The sequence below is a fragment of the Marinobacter sp. G11 genome, assembly GCF_021282325.1.
Taxonomy (GTDB): Bacteria; Pseudomonadota; Gammaproteobacteria; order Pseudomonadales; family Oleiphilaceae; genus Marinobacter; species Marinobacter vinifirmus.
Window position 1 is genome coordinate 164,614 of sequence record NZ_JAJSPB010000002.1, and the last position, 17,263, is coordinate 181,876.

At 58.7% G+C, this 17,263-nt stretch carries 13 protein-coding genes; all 13 read right to left on the bottom strand.

What is annotated here, in order from left to right:
• Positions 1-11: 11 nt before the first annotated feature.
• The 13 genes from LWH94_RS02145 to asd all read right to left on the bottom strand — a co-directional run bounded on the left by LWH94_RS02145 (position 12) and on the right by asd (position 17,226).
• Positions 12-2,588, bottom strand: coding sequence for a DNA translocase FtsK (locus LWH94_RS02145; RefSeq protein WP_232901082.1), 2,577 nt, complete (start codon positions 2,586-2,588; stop codon positions 12-14).
• A 23-nt stretch (positions 2,589-2,611) separates the two neighbouring features.
• Positions 2,612-3,835 (bottom strand): O-succinylhomoserine sulfhydrylase, encoded by a 1,224-nt coding sequence (locus LWH94_RS02150; RefSeq protein ID WP_232901083.1) that lies wholly within the window; start codon positions 3,833-3,835, stop codon positions 2,612-2,614.
• A gap of 21 nt (positions 3,836-3,856) precedes the next feature.
• Entirely contained in the window at positions 3,857-5,380 is a 1,524-nt protein-coding gene (gene purF / locus LWH94_RS02155) for an amidophosphoribosyltransferase (protein WP_199457577.1), read from the bottom strand.
• Positions 5,381-5,414: 34 nt separating this feature from the next.
• A complete protein-coding gene (locus LWH94_RS02160) occupies positions 5,415-5,984 on the bottom strand; it encodes a CvpA family protein (RefSeq protein ID WP_058340852.1) in 570 nt (189 codons plus the stop codon).
• A 103-nt stretch (positions 5,985-6,087) separates the two neighbouring features.
• Positions 6,088-6,747: an SPOR domain-containing protein gene (locus LWH94_RS02165; protein ID WP_232901084.1), complete on the bottom strand. Its 660-nt coding sequence runs from the start codon at positions 6,745-6,747 to the stop codon at positions 6,088-6,090.
• A 90-nt stretch (positions 6,748-6,837) separates the two neighbouring features.
• Complete coding sequence (gene folC, locus LWH94_RS02170) at positions 6,838-8,148, bottom strand: bifunctional tetrahydrofolate synthase/dihydrofolate synthase (RefSeq protein WP_232901085.1); 1,311 nt, start codon at positions 8,146-8,148, stop codon at positions 6,838-6,840.
• On the bottom strand, positions 8,129-9,058 hold the full coding sequence (gene accD, locus LWH94_RS02175; RefSeq protein ID WP_094624051.1) for an acetyl-CoA carboxylase, carboxyltransferase subunit beta: 930 nt from the start codon (positions 9,056-9,058) through the stop codon (positions 8,129-8,131). Before accD ends, folC begins: the two co-directional genes overlap by 20 nt.
• A 38-nt stretch (positions 9,059-9,096) precedes the next feature.
• Positions 9,097-9,906, bottom strand: a complete 810-nt coding sequence (gene trpA / locus LWH94_RS02180; RefSeq protein WP_094624052.1) for a tryptophan synthase subunit alpha — start codon at positions 9,904-9,906, stop codon at positions 9,097-9,099.
• A 17-nt stretch (positions 9,907-9,923) separates the two neighbouring features.
• Complete coding sequence (gene trpB / locus LWH94_RS02185; RefSeq protein WP_232901148.1) at positions 9,924-11,120, bottom strand: tryptophan synthase subunit beta; 1,197 nt, start codon at positions 11,118-11,120, stop codon at positions 9,924-9,926.
• A 4-nt stretch (positions 11,121-11,124) separates the two neighbouring features.
• Entirely contained in the window at positions 11,125-11,754 is a 630-nt protein-coding gene (locus LWH94_RS02190; RefSeq protein WP_232901086.1) for a phosphoribosylanthranilate isomerase, read from the bottom strand.
• The gene (truA, locus tag LWH94_RS02195; RefSeq protein WP_232901087.1) at positions 11,751-12,659 is read right to left on the bottom strand and encodes a tRNA pseudouridine(38-40) synthase TruA; all 909 of its coding nucleotides are present in this window, start codon (positions 12,657-12,659) and stop codon (positions 11,751-11,753) included. Before truA ends, LWH94_RS02190 begins: the two co-directional genes overlap by 4 nt.
• An 87-nt stretch (positions 12,660-12,746) precedes the next feature.
• Entirely contained in the window at positions 12,747-15,797 is a 3,051-nt protein-coding gene (locus tag LWH94_RS02200) for a FimV/HubP family polar landmark protein (protein ID WP_232901088.1), read from the bottom strand.
• Positions 15,798-16,110: 313 nt separating this feature from the next.
• Positions 16,111-17,226 (bottom strand): aspartate-semialdehyde dehydrogenase, encoded by a 1,116-nt coding sequence (gene asd, locus LWH94_RS02205; protein WP_232901089.1) that lies wholly within the window; start codon positions 17,224-17,226, stop codon positions 16,111-16,113.
• Positions 17,227-17,263: the final 37 nt, after the last annotated feature.

Consider the following 17,263-nt stretch of genomic DNA (forward strand, 5'->3'; position numbering starts at 1 on the left):
TAGTTGATCTCCTAGTCTCGTGGCGGCGGGGGCGCCAGCACTTCACGTGCGCCATTGTGTCCCGCCGGACTGACCACACCGGAAGCTTCCATGGCATCCACCAGATTGGCGGCCCGGTTGTAGCCGATTTTGAATTTGCGCTGCACCGACGAGATCGACACCCGCCGGTTTTCTGTGACAAAGGCCACCGCCTCGTCAAACAGGGCGTCCCCTTCGTCTCCACCGCCCCCTTCCGAGAGGGTTGGAACACCGGGCAGGTTCTCGCCCTCGGCGCCATTAAGGACGTCGTCCACGTACTCCGGTTCGCCCCGGGCTTTCCAGGCACTGACTACCCGATGCACTTCGTCATCATCCACAAAGGCACCGTGAACCCGAACCGGCAGGCCGGAGCCCGGCGGCAGGTACAGCATGTCACCGTGGCCGAGCAGCTGCTCCGCCCCGCCCTGGTCCAGCACTGTGCGGGAGTCGATCTTGGACGACACCTGGAACGAAATCCGGGTCGGGATGTTGGCCTTGATCAGGCCGGTAATCACATCCACCGACGGCCGCTGGGTGGCCAGGATCAGGTGTATACCGGCCGCCCGGGCTTTCTGGGCGATACGGGCAATCAGCTCTTCCACCTTCTTGCCGACAATCATCATCATGTCGGCGAATTCGTCGATCACCACCACGATAAACGGCAGGGTGTCGAGTTCCGGGCGTTCCTGCTCGTCATTGGCCAGGTATTCGTCCGGTTTCCAGAGCGGATCCAGCAAAGGTTCGCCTTCGGCGCGGGCGTCCTTCACCTTCTTGTTGTAACCGGCAATGTTGCGCACACCCAGATTCGCCATCAGGCGGTAGCGGCGCTCCATTTCGGCCACACACCAGCGCAATGCGTTGGCGGCTTCTTTCATGTCGGTTACGACCGGCGCCAGCAGGTGGGGAATGCCGTCATAGATGCTCAATTCCAGCATCTTCGGGTCCACCATGATGAAGCGAACTTCTTCCGGAGTAGCCTTCAGCAGCATACTCAACAGCATGGCATTGACACCCACAGACTTACCGGAACCGGTGGTACCGGCCACCAGCAGGTGAGGCATCTTGGCCAGGTTGGCCACCATGGGGTTGCCACCGATGTCGTTACCCAATGCCAGGGTCAGCGCAGACGACGATTCGGTGAATACCCGGGCTCCCAGCACCTCGCTCAGGCGCACCATCTCACGCGCTTCGTTCGGAATTTCGATACCCACCACGGATTTGCCAGGAATCACTTCCACGACCCGAACGGCGAGTACCGCAAGGGAGCGGGCAAGGTCTTTGGCCAGGTTGGAAATCTTGCTGACCTTCACCCCGGCCGCAGGCTTGATCTCGAACCGGGTAATGACCGGCCCGGGGTTTACTTCTACAACCTCGACGGACACCCCGAAATCGGCCAGCTTTTCTTCCAGCAGGCGGGACATGTGTTCCAGGGATTCCTCGGAGTAGCCTTTTTCTTTGTGCTCTTCAGCAGGGTCCAGCAGGGAAATGGGCGGAATCGGGCTCTCGATGTCCTCCAGGAGCGATGCCTGCTTGTTGGAAGCTTTCTTATCCGCCGGTTTCTGCTCGTCTTTCTTGAACGGAGAAATCTTCAGGGAGCGACTGGCTTGCGGAGCCGGTTTGTCGGAGCTGAGAGCCGGCTCGGGCCGGGGCTCGTCGACTTCTCGGGAGCTGAAGCTTTCCAGCCGCACCGGTTCCGGGTCTACATCGGCAAGGCCTTCCAGCCCGGGTTCTTTACGGACTTTCGGTGCAGGCGCCTTCTGCTCTTTGTCGGCGGCTTTGGCGCGGCGGCGGAACAGACGGTTCCACCAACGCCCGGATTTTGGTTGGGTGCTGTCCGGACCTTCATCAGCCACCTTGTCCCGAATAACCGGCGGCTCGGGTTCCGGCTTTGCGGGCCGTTCGGGTTTCTCGGCTTTGTCACCCGTGCGGGTGAACAGAGCCTTCACGGCCAGCCCGGCTTTCAGGGTTAAGGCCCCCACCTGGTCCATGAGCCGGAACCAGGACAAACCAATGGTGACCGTCAGGGCAAACAGGAAGATCGCAATTAACAGCAGTGTAGTGGCCGGCAAGTTAAAGAAGCGCACCATGGCTTCCGACACCGCCATACCCATGACACCACCGGAGGATTCCCCCAGCCCGAACACCGAATACAGTGACAGCAGGCTGGTGGCAGAGAGCAGGATCAGCAGGAAGCCACCGAAGCGCACCATGAACAACGGCCAGTGCAAATCCAGTGACTGGTTACGCAGGCGAATAAGCATGACTGCATAACCGGCAATCATGGCAGGAAACAGCCAGGAAACGTGGCCGAAGAAATCCATCAGCAGGCTGGCCAGCCAGGCGCCGGTACGCCCTGCGTAGTTCTGTACGCTGGTGTCGTGGCCGATACTGGCCCAGCCGGGATCAGACGGGCTGAAGGTAAACAGGGCCATGGCCAGATAGATGCAAAGCACTATCAGGCCGATGACAGCCCCTTCACGGGCGCCCTGTGCCATCAGGCGGCGAAAGCGTTTCTGTTTTTCCGTCAGCTCGGCTGATACTGCTTTTTTCGCTTTAGCGGATTCCGCCATGAATGCCCAAACCGTCAGTGAGTTTAATCTTTCAGTGCCTGAAAACCTCGATCCAGATCGGTTTTCAGGTCATCTATGGCTTCTATGCCAACAGACAACCGAATCAGGTTTTCGGTGATGCCTGCCTTGGCCTTGTCTTCCGGCGCCAGCCGCCCGTGGGTGGTGGTTGCCGGATGAGTGATGGTGGTTTTCACATCACCCAGGTTTGCGGTGATAGAAATCATCCGGGTGGCATCGATAAACCGCCACGCCTGCTCCCGCCCGCCTTTCACCTGGAACGACACCACACCGCCAAAGCCGTCTTGCTGGCGTTTGGCCAGCTCGTGCTGGGGATGGCTTTCCAGGCCGGCATAGAACACCTTTTCAACCTCCGGCTGCTGTTCCAGCCAACGAGCCAACTCTAACGCATTGGCACAGTGAGCTCGCATACGAATCGGTAAGGTTTCCAGGCCCTTCTGGAACACCCAGGCGTTGAACGGGCTCATGGTGGGGCCGGCAGAGCGGATGAAACCGTAAATTTCGTCCAGGTACTTTGCCGGGCCAACAACCACGCCGCCGACACAACGGCCCTGACCGTCCAGGTACTTGGTGGCCGAGTGCACCACCAGGTCTGCGCCGTGTTCCAAGGGCCGCTGCAGTACCGGGGTACAGAAACAGTTATCCACCACAAACAGGGCATCGTTGGCATGGGCCAGTGCCGACAGTGCAGCAAGGTCGGCCACATCACACAAGGGGTTGGAGGGGGTCTCGATGAACAGCATGCGGGTTTCCGGCCGCACCGCGGCCTGCCACTGTTCCATATCCGTCAGCGACACAAAGGTGGTTTCCACCCCGAATTTTGCCATGTACTTCTGGAACAGCACGTTGGTGGTGCCGAACACGCCCCGGGAGCAAATCACATGGTCCCCGGCTTTCAGCAGCGCCATACAGGTGCTGAGAATCGCCGCCATGCCGGAGGCGGTGGCGACGGCTTTCTCGCCGCCTTCCATCGCCGCAATCCGGCCTTCGAAGGCCTGCACCGTGGGGTTGGTAAAGCGGGAATAGATGTTACCCGGCTCCTCGCCTCCAAAGCGCGCCGCCGCCTGGGCGGCACTGCCGTAGACAAAGCTGGATGTCGGGAAAATCGCATCACTGTGTTCCAGCTGCCCGGTACGGATCTGCCCTGCCCTGACCGCCAGGGTGTCCACAGACATGCCGTCCAGGTCCGATTCCGGAATCCAGAGCTGTTCTTCACGGCCGTAAGTCATTGGGTTCTCCTGGTGCTGGGGTCAGTCTTCATCATTGTGCAAGTCGATAATACCGTTATCTTCATCCATCACCTGGCCACCGGAACGCTTGGTGTCGTTGCGCTGGTCTTCCAGGCGCGCCAGGTAGGCGGCATCGACATCACCGGTCACGTATTCGCCGGTAAATACCGAACATTCCCAGCCATCGATATCATCGTTAACGTCGTCCACACAGGCCACCAGGTCTTCAAGGTCCTGGTATACCAGCCAGTCAGCGCCAATCAGGCCGCGAACTTCCTCAACCGTGCGGTCGTGGGCAATCAGTTCATTGGCAGACGGCATGTCGATGCCGTACACGTTCGGGTAGCGAACAGGGGGCGCGGCCGAGGCAAAGTAAACGTTGCGGGCGCCGGCGTCCCGGGCCATTTGTACGATTTCCTTACAGGTGGTGCCGCGAACAATGGAGTCGTCCACCAGCATCACGTTCTTGCCGCGGAATTCCAGGTCAATCGGGTTCAGCTTCTGGCGCACAGACTTCTTGCGCATCTTCTGGCCCGGCATGATGAAGGTACGGCCGATGTAACGGTTCTTGATGAAGCCTTCGCGGTACTTCACGCCCAGCTGGTAAGCCATCTGCATGGCAGAGGTACGACTGGTGTCGGGAATCGGAATCACCACGTCGATGTCATGTTCCGGGCGTTCGCGCAGCACTTTATCGGCCAGCACTTCACCCATGCGCAGGCGGGCCTTGTACACAGATACGCGGTCCATGATGGAATCCGGGCGGGCAAAGTAAACGTGCTCGAAAATACAGGGGTATAGCTTGGGCGCCTCGGCGCACTGCTCGCTGTAGAGGGTGCCGTCGGTTTCAATATACACCGCCTCGCCCGGTGCAATGTCGCGCACCATGGTGAAGCCGGCGGCGTTCAGGGCCACGCTTTCAGAAGCGATCATGTATTCCTTCTGGCCGCTTTCGTTCTCGCGCACACCGTAGCAGGCCGGGCGGATACCGTTGGGATCACGGAATCCGACAATACCGTAGCCGGTAATCATGGCGATAACGGCGTAGGCACCGCGACAGCGCTTGTGCACGGCCCGCACCGCCGAGAAGATCTCATCCTTGGTGGGGTTCAGCTTGCCCTGCTTCTGCAGTTCGTGGGCGAACACGTTCAGCAGGACTTCGGAGTCTGAATTGGTGTTGATATGGCGCAGGTCGGTACGGAACAGGTCCTCGGCAAGGTCGTCGGCGTTGGTGAGGTTGCCGTTATGGGCCAGGGTAATACCGTAGGGGCTGTTCACATAGAACGGCTGGGCTTCTGCCGAGCTTGAGCTGCCGGCAGTCGGATAACGGACATGGCCGATGCCCACGTTACCCACCAGGCGGCGCATGTGCCGGGTGTGGAATACATCCCGAACCAGCCCGTTGTCCTTGCGCAGGTAAAACCGGTTGTCCTGGAAGGTCACAATTCCCGCCGCATCCTGGCCACGGTGCTGAAGAACGGTCAGCGCATCGTAAAGCAGCTGATTAACGTTGGAAGTACTGACAATACCGACAATGCCACACATGGCTGGGCAACTCTCCGAGTGTTAGAACTGAATGTTATCGGGATGCAGACGCGGGTTGCACGTCTTCGATTTCGTTAGCAGGTACGGGTTGTTCCTGCGCTTTGTCTGCCGGCCCGAGAAAACGGGCAAATTCATCCCCCAGTGTCCGGCGTGACCAGTCTTCGACTACTGCAAGCCGGTCAATCATCACTGAGGTTTTCCACCAGGTATCCTGTGCCAGCGGCGTGTATCGGGTAAATGCGATAGCGACGATAACCACCACCACGCCCCTCAGCAGGCCAAACCCCATGCCCAGCACCCTGTCTGTCGCGGACAAACCGGTGGCCCGGACCAGGTGGCCGATCATGTTATTGATGATCGCACCGATAATCAGGGTGCCGAAAAAAAGAATCGCGAACGCGGCGATCAGCCGCACTAACGGTGTTTCAACCGAAGATTCCAGCAGCGATTGCATCTGGGGGTGAAAGGTTCGGGCGATGATAAACGCGCCAATCCAGGTTACCAGCGACAGGGCTTCTTTTACGAAGCCACGCTTGAGACTGATAACCGTGGAAACTGTAATGAGGGCAATGATGACCCAGTCAATCCAGATCAGCGTTTCCATGAACATCCCGGTGTAGAAAAGGAAACGCGAATTCTATCAGGAAACCGCACCGCACCAAACTGCAGAGTGCCCAAAACAGCGGTTGATTTCCGGCGCCGGCAGATTATTTACCGCCAGTGGTCACCAGGCTGTTCAGATTGAATTCCTTGTCGAGTACGGCCTTTGCCTTCCTGGCTTCAGCTTCGTTCACGAAGGGGCCGCTGAACACGCGGGTCAATTCGGTGTCACCACGGGTCACTTGCTGCAGGTGCGCTCCGTACTTCATCTCGATCACCTTGTCCCGCAGGCGACGGGCATTATCGGCGTTGCCGAAGCTGCCAAGCTGGACAATCCAGGCTCCCTCAAGGGTTTTGGAGAACTCCTTGGGTTGCTCGGGCTCACTGGCACTGGCCACCGGTTCGGTTGCCTGCTGTGGCTCTGGCGCTTGCTGTGGTTCTGCCTGCGAAGCTGTTTGTGCAGGAGTTGCTTCTGTAGCTGTTTGAGAAGCTGGCTCTTCAACTGTTTCCGCTACCGCGGCATCGGCCTCTGCAGGCTCTTCAACCATTCGGTAACCGACGCTCGAACCGCCTGCTTCAGGCTCTTCGAAATTCCGAGCGTCCGGCTGAGCCGGCATATCCACTTCCGGGAACGGCGGCTCTTCAGGGATGGTGATCGGTGTGGACTGACGTTCTGAGTGCGGCTCATCAAAAATCATCGGGACAAAAATAACCGCCAGTGAAATCAGTACCAGCGCGCCGATTATCCGTTGCTTCAATCCATCCACCGTTGACGGCTCCCGTTCATTATCCGTTCACCACGATACTAACCGCCACCTGCGCCAAGTCCAAGCCCACCGCACGGGAATGGACAAAGTTTAAGAACCGGCACCCGCCAACTTTGCCCGGGCCTCGGCAACGGTATAGAAAGAACCGAACACCACGATACAGTCATCCGGACGGGCATTGGCGATAGCCGCATCCAACGCCTGACTGACCGAGCCATAGCCCTCACCATCGGTGATGCCACAGGCGCGCGCATGGGAGACCAACTGGTCAACGGCAAGGCCGCGGGGAACATCCAGCCCGGCAAAATACCACTGGTCGGCCACAGATTTCATGGCCGTCATCACGCCTTCTACGTCTTTATCTGCCAGTGCTGCATAGACCGCATGCACTTTTGAGCCTGTACGGCGACCGGCCGAGACCTGCCCGGAAAGCCAGCGCGCCGCGTGGGGATTATGGCCAACGTCTGCCCGCACAAACGGACTGCTGCCCAGCAGCTCAAATCTCCCGGGAACACTGACCGTTCGGGCAATATCACCCAGCGATGACGGCGCCACATCTGGCAGTAACTTATGAGCCAGCACAACCGCTGCGGCAACACTTTGTACCGGCAGGGGGCCGGCCGGAAGATTGATGTGATCTCCCGCCACGGTCAGTTCAACGGTATTGGGGTCACCATTAGCCGGAGACAGCTGGTAATCCCTTCCGGTTACCTGAAGGTTCACTTTCTGCGCGGCCGCTTGCTGCAGCACCGAAGCCGGCGGCTCCGGGTCGGCACATACGGCAAAGATTCCGGGCCGTAAAATGCCAGCCTTCTCAAAACCGATCACTTCCCGGTTATCACCCAGAAACCCGATATGGTCGATATCAATGGAGGTAATGACTGCGAAATCAGCATCGAGCACGTTCACGGCATCAAGCCTGCCGCCCAGGCCAACCTCCAGTATCCAGTCTTCCACGCCGGCATCGGCAAATGCGACAAACGCAGCCAGGGTGCCGAACTCGAAATACGTCAGGGATACCTTGCCCCGGGCTTCTTCCACTTTCTCGAAAGCGCTCACCAAGACCGGGTCTGAAATATCTGTGCCGTTCAGGCGAACCCGCTCGTTGTAGTCCTGGAGATGCGGAGAGGTGTAAGCCCCGGTTGTGCGGCCCGCTGCCAGCAACAGCTTTTCCAGGGTGGCAACTGTGGTGCCCTTGCCATTGGTACCCGCCACGGTAATGATCCGGGCATTGGGCTTGCGCGGGAACAGGCGGCGAAGAACCACCAGAACGCGGTCCAGGCCAAGCTCGATTTCGGTAGGATGGATGGCTTCAAGCCAGTTCAGCCAGTCCTGAACGGAAGCCCCGGCGCCGGGGCTGGATGCCGGCGCCGGAGAGGGATCAGTGCCCGGAGGGTTCATCTGTATCGGGTTTCTCGGTAATTTCGAATTCGATCGGAGCCTCGGTGCCCGGCTTCTCACCACCGGTGAACTTGGCCAGCAGGTGGGCAATACGCTCACGCATGTTATGACGGTGCAGGATCATGTCGATGGCACCGTGCTCCAGCAGGAATTCGCTGCGCTGGAAGCCTTCCGGCAGTTTCTCACGCACGGTCTGCTCGATAACCCGCGGGCCGGCAAAACCGATCAGCGCATAGGGCTCGGCAATGTTCAGGTCGCCCAGCATGGCCAGGCTGGCAGACACGCCACCGAATACCGGGTCTGTGAGCACGGAAATGTAGGGAATCCCCTCTTCCTTCATGCGCTCGAGGACCGCAGCGGTTTTCGCCATCTGCATCAGCGACAGGATCGCCTCCTGCATACGGGCACCACCACTGGCAGAGAAGCACACCAGGGGAATACGGTGCTCCAGGGCCACGTTGGCAGCCTGGACGAACTTCTCACCCACTACCTGGCCCATGGAACCGCCCAGGAAATTGAATTCAAAGGCGCAGGCAACCAGCGGAACACCCATGGTCGTGCCTTTGAAGGCCACCAGTGCGTCTTTCTCGCCCGTGGCTTTCTGGGCTGCCGACAGGCGATCCTTGTAACGCTTGGTGTCTTTGAACTTCAGGCGATCGGAAGGCTCGAGATCCGCAGCGATTTCCTCACGGCCGTCTTTGTCCAGGAAGATATCCAGCCGACGACGGGCGTTTACCCGCATGTGGTGGTTACACTTCGGGCAAACGTCGAGATTCTTCTCGAGCTCCGGCTTGTACAGGAAGGCGCCACACTTGGGGCATTTTTTCCACAAACCTTCCGGCACGCCGGTACGCTGCCGTGATTCCGAGCGAATCTTGCTCGGCATGATCTTTTCCAGCCAGTTACTCATGCTTTCATCCTGTCCTTTGATGCCTGGACGCCGTTAACTCAGGAGAGACTGTCCAGAGCCTCGCGCATCGGGTGCAACAGATCGGTCAGGGCCTTACGAAGACCGTCCGGATCTGTCTGGTGTCGGGCTATTGTATCCACCAGCACGCTGCCAACAATTACACCATCGGATACTCTGCCTACTGCGGCGGCAGTTTCGGCATCGCGGATACCAAAGCCGACACCCACCGGCAGAGCGGTCAGTTCGTGCACATGTGCTACTTTCCGGGCCACTTCGTCGACGTCGATGGTGGCAGAGCCGGTCACACCCTTGATAGAAACATAGTACACATAGCCGGAAGAGTGCTCACTGATTGCCCTGATTCGCTCATCCGTGGTGGTCGGCGCCAGCAGGAAGATCGGATCCAGCTTGCGCTCGGCGAACAGCGGGGCCACCTGATCTGCCTCTTCCGGCGGCAGGTCTACCGTCAGCACGCCATCAAGGCCCGCATCGGCAGCTGCATCGGCGAACGCCTCATAACCCATGGCTTCCATGGGGTTGAGGTAGCCCATCAACACGACCGGCGTGTCACTATCGGTTTTCCTGAACTCTTTCACCATACCCAGCACATCGCGCAGCGACGTGTTGAACTTCAGCGCCCGCTCACAGGCCAGCTGGATAACCGGGCCGTCTGCCATCGGGTCAGAGAACGGCACGCCCAGCTCGATGATATCGGCACCGGCCGCCACCAGTGTGTGCATCAGGCCCACGGTCTGATCCGGGTGCGGATCACCGGCCGTGATATAGGGGATCAGGGCCTTGCGGCCCTGCTCTTTCAGCGATTTCAGTACACCTTCAATTCGGCTCATGCCTGCTCCTGATACCTTCAGATCTCGATGCCATCCAATTGGGCAATGGTGTGAATATCTTTGTCGCCACGGCCGGAGACATTGATGACCAGCATTTTGTCTTTATCCATAGTAGCAGCCAGCTTGAGGGCGTAGGCCACTGCATGGGCAGACTCCAGTGCCGGCATGATACCTTCAATACGGGTTAGTTTGCGGAAACCGTCCAGTGCTTCTTCATCGGTGACCGAAACGTAGTTGGCGCGGCCAATATCCTTCAACCAGGAATGCTCGGGCCCTACGCCCGGATAGTCCAGGCCTGCGCTGACCGAATGGGTGCCGGCAATCTGGCCATTTTCGTCTTCCATCAGGTAAGTACGGTTACCGTGCAGTACGCCCGGGCGGCCGGCACACAGGGGTGCGGCATGCTGGCCGGTTTCAATGCCCAGGCCACCGGCTTCCACTCCGTAAAGCTCAACAGATTCGTCGGTCAGGAAGGGGTAGAACATTCCGATTGCGTTGGAACCACCACCCACGCAGGCTACCAGGGCATCCGGCAGTTTGCCGGTTTTCTCCAGCGACTGGCGACGGGTTTCACGGCCGATCACAGACTGGAAGTCGCGCACCAGCAACGGGTACGGATGCGGGCCAGCCACGGTGCCGATGATGTAGAACGTCTCATCGACGTTCGCTACCCAGTCACGCATGGCATCGTTCATGGCGTCTTTCAGGGTTTTGGTACCACTCTCAACGGCATGCACCGTGGCACCCAGCAGTTTCATCCGGTACACGTTAAGGGACTGGCGCTTGACGTCTTCAGAGCCCATAAACACGTGGCATTCGAGACCCAGACGGGCACACACGGTAGCCGTGGCCACACCATGCTGGCCGGCCCCGGTTTCCGCAATAATGCGTTTCTTGCCCAGGAAGCTGGCCAGCAACGCCTGGCCGATCGTGTTGTTGACCTTGTGGGCGCCGGTGTGGTTCAGGTCTTCCCGTTTCAGCCAGATCTGGGCACCACCGGTTTCCCGGGTCAGGCGCTCGGCAAAGTAAAGAGGGCTTGGGCGGCCTACATAATCAGCGAGATCCTTGTCGAACGTCGCCTGAAACTCAGGGTCGTCTTTCAGGCGCAGATACTCCCGCTCGAGCGTCATCAGGGAGTCCATCAGGGTTTCCGATACAAACCGGCCACCAAAGGCACCGAAGTGGCCTTTCGCATCGGGAAGCGCCTTGAGCATTTCTTCAGTCAGTTTTACAGACACGGTGAACCTCTTTAATGAATTCGGATAGTTTGGTGGCGTCTTTCCTGCCTTTACTCTGCTCTACCCCACCACTCACATCGACAGCCCAGGGCCGTACCTGCTCGATAGCGCTGGCTACGTTAGCAGATGACAAACCACCGGCCAATATCAGGGGCAGCGGCCGTTGTTCCGGAATCAGCTGCCAGTTGAAGGAATGACCTGTACCGCCGTAACGGTCCGGATCCCAGGCATCCACCAGCAGACCACAGGCACTCTGATAATCCACGAAGGCCTGTTCGATCTGGCCGGTTTCCTGAACCCGGATCGCTTTAATCCAGCGCCGCCCGAAAGAGGCGCAAAATTCCGGCGTTTCGTCGCCGTGAAACTGCAGCAAGTCCAGCGGCACCTGTTCAAGCACCTGTTTGACGAACGCTGGGTCCGGATTAACGAATAGTCCGGTCAGCGTGACAAAGGCCGGAACCCTGGCCGCAAGTTGTTTTGCCTGCTCTGCAGAGACAGCCCGGGGGCTCTTGTCGAAAAACACCAGGCCAATGGCATCTGCACCGGCGCGAATGGCCGCTTCCACATCCTCTGGCCGGGTCAGGCCGCAGATCTTAACGCGGGTTGTCATGATTCCGTTACCGGCTGTTTCGGGTGAATATGGCTTGGCGGAATGGGCTGGTTCCCCTCGGCTGAAAACCAGGGACTGGCGAAACCGGGCCCGCACAGGGCTTTCGGAATACCATACCCGTCAGGATACCCCACATCCACCAGATAAAGCCCGTGTGGCGGTGCAGTGACCCCGGCAAGCTTGCGATCCCTTGCCTCAAGCACGTCGCCAACCCACTCCACCGATTCCTTTCCTGTGCCCACATCCATCAGGGCACCGGCTATATTCCGAACCATATGGTGCAAAAACGCATTGGCCTGCACATCAATTACGACATAACTGCCGCTTCGGGTTACCGAAATCCGCTCCATGTAACGCACCGGCGTACGGGACTGGCAGCCGGCTGCCCGGAATGAGGTGAAATCGTGCTCGCCAATAAGTGCCTGGGCGGCCTGGTGCATTCTGTGCTCGTCCAGCGGGCGAAAGTTCCAGCTCACCTGCCCTCGCTGGATTCCCGGCCTGACCGCGTGGTTGTAGATGATATACCGATAGCGGCGGTAAACCGCAGAAAAACGGGCATGAAAGTCATCGACCCCGTTGCCGGCCCAGTGCACGGCAATGTCATCGGGCAAGGCTGTGTTCATACCCATCACCCAGGACCGGAGGTTGCGTACCGAGGGAGTATCAAAATGGGCAATCTGAAAACTGGCATGCACCCCGGCATCGGTCCGGCCAGCACACACCAGGTCCACCGGATGATCAGCCACCTTTGACACAGCCTTTTCCAGTTCGGCCTGCACTGATCGCACGCCGCTTTTCTGGAACTGCCAGCCATGGAAGTGCCGGCCGTCGTACTCAAAGGCAATGGCAACACGGCCGTTACCGATGGCGTTGTCTGTGGTCAGGGGTTGTGGAGTAAGAAACAAGGGTCAGCCCGGAATGATGTCTTCTGAAAAACAAAGCGCCGGCACAAAGGCCGGCGCTGTTGCCACGATGGAACTGATTATAACGGATCAGGAAAGATTTTTAAGGAGCTCCTGCGCCTCGGCTTTCTGATCATCGTTACCTTCCAGCGCAACTTCCTCCAGGATGTCACGGGCACCGTCGCTGTCACCCATCTCGATGTAGGCACGGGCCAGGTCGAGCTTGGTGGCAGCCTCATCGGTGCCGGCCAGGAAATCGAAGTCGTCGTCTTCAAGATCGCTTTCGTCGATATCCAGTCCGGTAGCGGGAGTAACCGCCTCGTCTGACGCGCCCTCTTCCGGCATTTCCGGAACTTCTGCGCCAGTGTCGGACGCCTCAGCCTCAGGTTCAGGCTCAACAACCGGCAAGTCGCCAAGAGGATCTTCTTCGGTCTCCAGTTCCTGCAGGGCATCTTCAAGGCCCAGTTCTTCGTCGACCTCCGGGCTCTCGCTGTCTTCGGAGAATTCTTCCATCAGGGCCAGGTCTTCGTCGGAAACGTCCAGCTCCAGCTCTTCAAGGGAAGAATCTTCAAGGTCCAGCTCTTCCAGGGAGTCATCCTCGCTGGATACTTTCTCCAGCTCGGCATCCAGCTCGTCCAGGAAGGATTCGTCCAGCGACTCACCCTCGAGGCCGAGGTCGATCTCTTCTTCAGCAGGCTGCTCAGAATCCAACTGGTCCAGGCCGGCATCTTCAGCGTCCAGTTCGAAATCGGAGAGATCGAATTCAACGGAATTGTCGTCTGCATCGGTTTCGAGTGAGCTGTCGGATTCCAGCTCGCCGAACTCGTTTTCTTTCACTTCATCGGCAGCGGCTTCAAATTCATCCGCCTTGAGCTCATCAGACAGGGGCCAGTCTTCTTCCGGCTCCTGCTCCGGTGTCTCGAAAGAAAGCGCCTGCTCCGGTTCGTAATCCGACAGACTGAAGGAATCAGAACGCAGCTGGGACTCCAGGTCATCAATGCTGGGCATGGACTCCGCTTCGTCCAGACGGCTGCGAATGGCTTCCGCTTCCTGCAGGGCGGACTCGTCTTCCAGCGCCGCTACTTCACCGTACTGCTTCTCGAACGCATCGCGGTCCTGGTTATCTGCATAGACAGACAACAGCTTCAGGCGCAGGTCTGCGCGGCTGGGCTCGCGGGAAATTGCGGTTTCCAGGACTTCGATGGCCTGGTCGTTACGACCATAGGCAATGTAGGTCTCGGCTTCTGTCAGCGCATCGGCAGTTTCTTCCTGGTCGCTGCCGGCAACAGCCGCTGCGGGGCCAAGGTCTACCGAATCATCTGCCGAATCGTCTTCACCACGATTGAACTCATCGTAGAAATCCTTCTCGCGCTTGGCGTTTTTGCGAGCCACCAGTAGCAGAAGCAGGAGCAACAGAATCAGGCCACCACCCAGAGCAATCTGGTACATCGGGTTGCCCAGAACCGTGTCCATGAACTGACCGAAGAAGCCCTTCTCTTTGGCAGGCGCAGTCTGAGAGGGCTTGGGCTGGGCCCTGGATTCTTCCTGAGCCGGAGCTGCAGCCGCTGCAGGGGCGTCGTCGGCATCAGCAGCTTCTGTCGCTTCTGCAGACTCGGTATCAGGCTGTGCAGCCGTATCAGCACCCGCTACGTCAGCCTGACCAGAACCAGATGCATCGGCTTCGGCCTCCGCGGGAGCCTCGGCGTTTTCACTCTCACCTTCAGCAGCACTGGCTTCCGCTTGCTCGCCGTCACCAGACATTGCGGCAGTCGTGTCCGCGCTGCCTTCAGCCATGCCAGCCTCAGTTTCAGCACTTTCACCTTCCTGGGCCTCAGCACTTTCACCTTCCCGGGCCTCAGCGCTTTCGCCGGCCTGAGCCGCCGGTTCTTCTACGTCGGCAGACTCCGTGGCCGCGGCGGTTTCACCATTAGCATCGGCGTCCGTACCTGCGGCACCGGCCTGGGCACTGTCACCCTCGGCCGCGAGCGCCGCAGCAGCTTCTTCCTGGGTCATACCCTGAAGTTCCGCCAACTGGCTATTCTTCAGCTCGAGCAGGCGTTGCAGGGTCTGAACCTGTTCCTGCATATCCTGCAGGCGACTGGACAGTTCTTCGTTTTCACGACGAGTCGCATCCAGCTCTTCCATGGCAACGGCATTACCGGCGTCTGCACCGCCAGCCTGTTCGCCATCACCACCGGCTGAACCGCCTTCGTCATCAGTACGGGGAGAGGTTTCTTCCTCGGCTACCAGCAGTTTCAGTTCGTCGGTGCCGGCATTTTCAGCAGTCTGTGCCGGGGCCGTTTCACCCTGGGCGGTACGGGTTGCATCAACAGGGCGTGGAGACTGGAATTCCTCGTTCTGTCGGGCTACAACACGATTGGCCTCGGCCTTGGTGCGGCGCTGAATCTGATCAAGGGTCGGAGCACGAAGTACCTGGCCGCGCTTAAGCTTGTTGATATTGCCGTCGATGAATGCATCCGGATTGAGATCCTGGATGGCCAGCATCATTTGCTGCATGGACACAGAACTATCCGGCCTCATGCGCTGGGCAATCGTCCAGAGAGTGTCAGACGGCCCGGTCGGGCCAAAGCTGTCAGGCTGATAGCCCCGGGCCGGCGCACGCTGTACAGCCGCCTCGCGACGAATCGATTCCGCACTGCGAGTGGTGGTTTGACGTGCCGGCGCAGATGCCGCCGACGATACAGGCGCGCTCACCTGCTCCCGCACACCGGATTCCTCGGCATAAACCGGGGGATCAACCAGAACCGCGTATTCCCGCATCAGGCGACCGTTGGGCCAGGTCAGCTCCAGCAGGAAATTCAGGTATGGTTCACGCACCGGTTCACGGGACGACACGTTGATGGCAAGGTTGCCATCGGAGCCCGTCACCACCTCGAACTTCAGTTTGCTCAGAAACTGGTTCCGCTCCAGGCCTACCCGTTGATAAGCAGACTCCGGTGCCACATTGACGAATACATCACCCGGATCTACACCCGCACTCTGTCTGAGTGAGATTTCTGCGTCCAGGGGCTCATTCAGCCAGGACTGCAGTTCGATTTCACCGAGTCCCAGGGCCTGTGCCATGCCGGAGCCAAGCCCTCCCGCCAGCGCCAGGGCAACCGCAAGCTTGCGTACCTTCATGCTTTTTCCTTTCCAGTCTCCGTTATTCGTTACTGCTGACTTTCAACAGAATCGGACGAGGTTGGATGACGTTTCGTCTTGTTATTTCTCGTTTTTATATCGTAAGTCTAACTATGGTGGGGAAAGTATTGATGATAAGTCCCCTTTTATCAATCAATCAGCTGCAATCCTTGCACTGATTCCTGACCTGTCGGGCGGAACTCCTTACTGCCCTTGAAAATAACAGGGGCGGACGCTGAAATCAGCCTCCGCCCCCGACCGGTTTGCTAAAAACCGGACACAGTTGGCATTAATTGCCCCTGCGTAACATTTCTTAACGCTCTTGCAGAATCCGCAGCATGCGGCGCAGCGGTTCAGCGGCGCCCCAAAGCAGCTGGTCACCCACGGTGAACGCTGAAATGTATTCCGGCCCCATGGCCAGTTTCCGGATGCGCCCAATAGGAATACTCAGGGTACCGGTCACCTTGGTCGGGGTCAGTTCCTGCATGGTGGCGTCACGATCGTTAGGGATCACCTTCACCCAGTCGTTGCCCTTGGCCAGGATGCCTTCGATTTCAGCAACCGAAAGATCCTTCTTGAGCTTGATGGTCAGCGCCTGGCTGTGAGAACGCATGGCGCCGATACGCACGCAGATACCATCAATCGGGATCGGGTTGCCGGAGCGGCCCAGAATCTTGTTGGTCTCCACACCCGCTTTCCACTCTTCCTTGCTCATGCCGTTATCGAGCTGCTTGTCGATAAACGGAATCAGGCTGCCGGCCAGCGGCACACCGAAATGCTCGGTGGGGAAATCGCCGGAACGCATGGTGTCGGTCACCTTGCGGTCGATTTCCAGGATGGCGGATGACGGATCGGCCAGTTCAGATTTCACGCTCTCGTTCAGGGCGCCCATCTGGTTCAGCAGTTCACGCATGTTCTGGGCACCAGAGCCGGAAGCCGCCTGGTACGTCATCGGGGAAACCCACTCGATCAGGTCCTGCTCCAGCAGGCCACCCAGGGCCAGCATCATCAGGCTGACGGTGCAGTTACCACCAACGTAGTCCTTCACGCCTTTATCAAGGGCGGAGTCGATCACGTTACGGTTAACCGGGTCCAGCACGATCACGGAATGATCCACCATCCGCAGGGTGGATGCGGCATCAATCCAGTAGCCTTCCCAGCCTGCATCACGCAGCTTCTGGTAAACCTCGGTGGTGTAATCGCCGCCCTGACAGGTCACGATCACATCCATGCCTTTCAGGGTGTCGATATCAAAGGCATCCTGCAGAGGAGGAACCCCTTCCTTGCCTACGTCCGGGGCCGGCTTCCCTGCTTGGGAAGTGGTGAAAAACACCGGATCGATATCGGCAAAATCGTTTTCTTCACGCATGCGCTGCATGAGGACTGAGCCTACCATGCCACGCCAACCTACAAGTCCAACTCGCTTCATGTGCGACCTTTGAACCTCACATTATGCCCGCCCATTA

Excerpts from the sequence above, each read along its gene's own strand:
- LWH94_RS02145 (WP_232901082.1), bottom strand. The coding sequence starts at position 2,588 with ATGGCGGAATCCGCTAAAGCGAAAAAAGCAGTATCAGCCGAGCTGACG.
- trpB (WP_232901148.1), bottom strand. The coding sequence starts at position 11,120 with ATGCTCAAGGCGCTTCCCGATGCGAAAGGCCACTTCGGTGCCTTTGGT.
- LWH94_RS02150 (WP_232901083.1), bottom strand. The coding sequence starts at position 3,835 with ATGACTTACGGCCGTGAAGAACAGCTCTGGATTCCGGAATCGGACCTG.
- LWH94_RS02160 (WP_058340852.1), bottom strand. The coding sequence starts at position 5,984 with ATGGAAACGCTGATCTGGATTGACTGGGTCATCATTGCCCTCATTACA.
- LWH94_RS02200 (WP_232901088.1), bottom strand. The coding sequence starts at position 15,797 with ATGAAGGTACGCAAGCTTGCGGTTGCCCTGGCGCTGGCGGGAGGGCTT.
- LWH94_RS02190 (WP_232901086.1), bottom strand. The coding sequence starts at position 11,754 with ATGACAACCCGCGTTAAGATCTGCGGCCTGACCCGGCCAGAGGATGTG.
- purF (WP_199457577.1), bottom strand. The coding sequence starts at position 5,380 with ATGTGTGGCATTGTCGGTATTGTCAGTACTTCCAACGTTAATCAGCTG.
- asd (WP_232901089.1), bottom strand. The coding sequence starts at position 17,226 with ATGAAGCGAGTTGGACTTGTAGGTTGGCGTGGCATGGTAGGCTCAGTC.
- accD (WP_094624051.1), bottom strand. The coding sequence starts at position 9,058 with ATGAGTAACTGGCTGGAAAAGATCATGCCGAGCAAGATTCGCTCGGAA.
- trpA (WP_094624052.1), bottom strand. The coding sequence starts at position 9,906 with ATGAGCCGAATTGAAGGTGTACTGAAATCGCTGAAAGAGCAGGGCCGC.
- folC (WP_232901085.1), bottom strand. The coding sequence starts at position 8,148 with ATGAACCCTCCGGGCACTGATCCCTCTCCGGCGCCGGCATCCAGCCCC.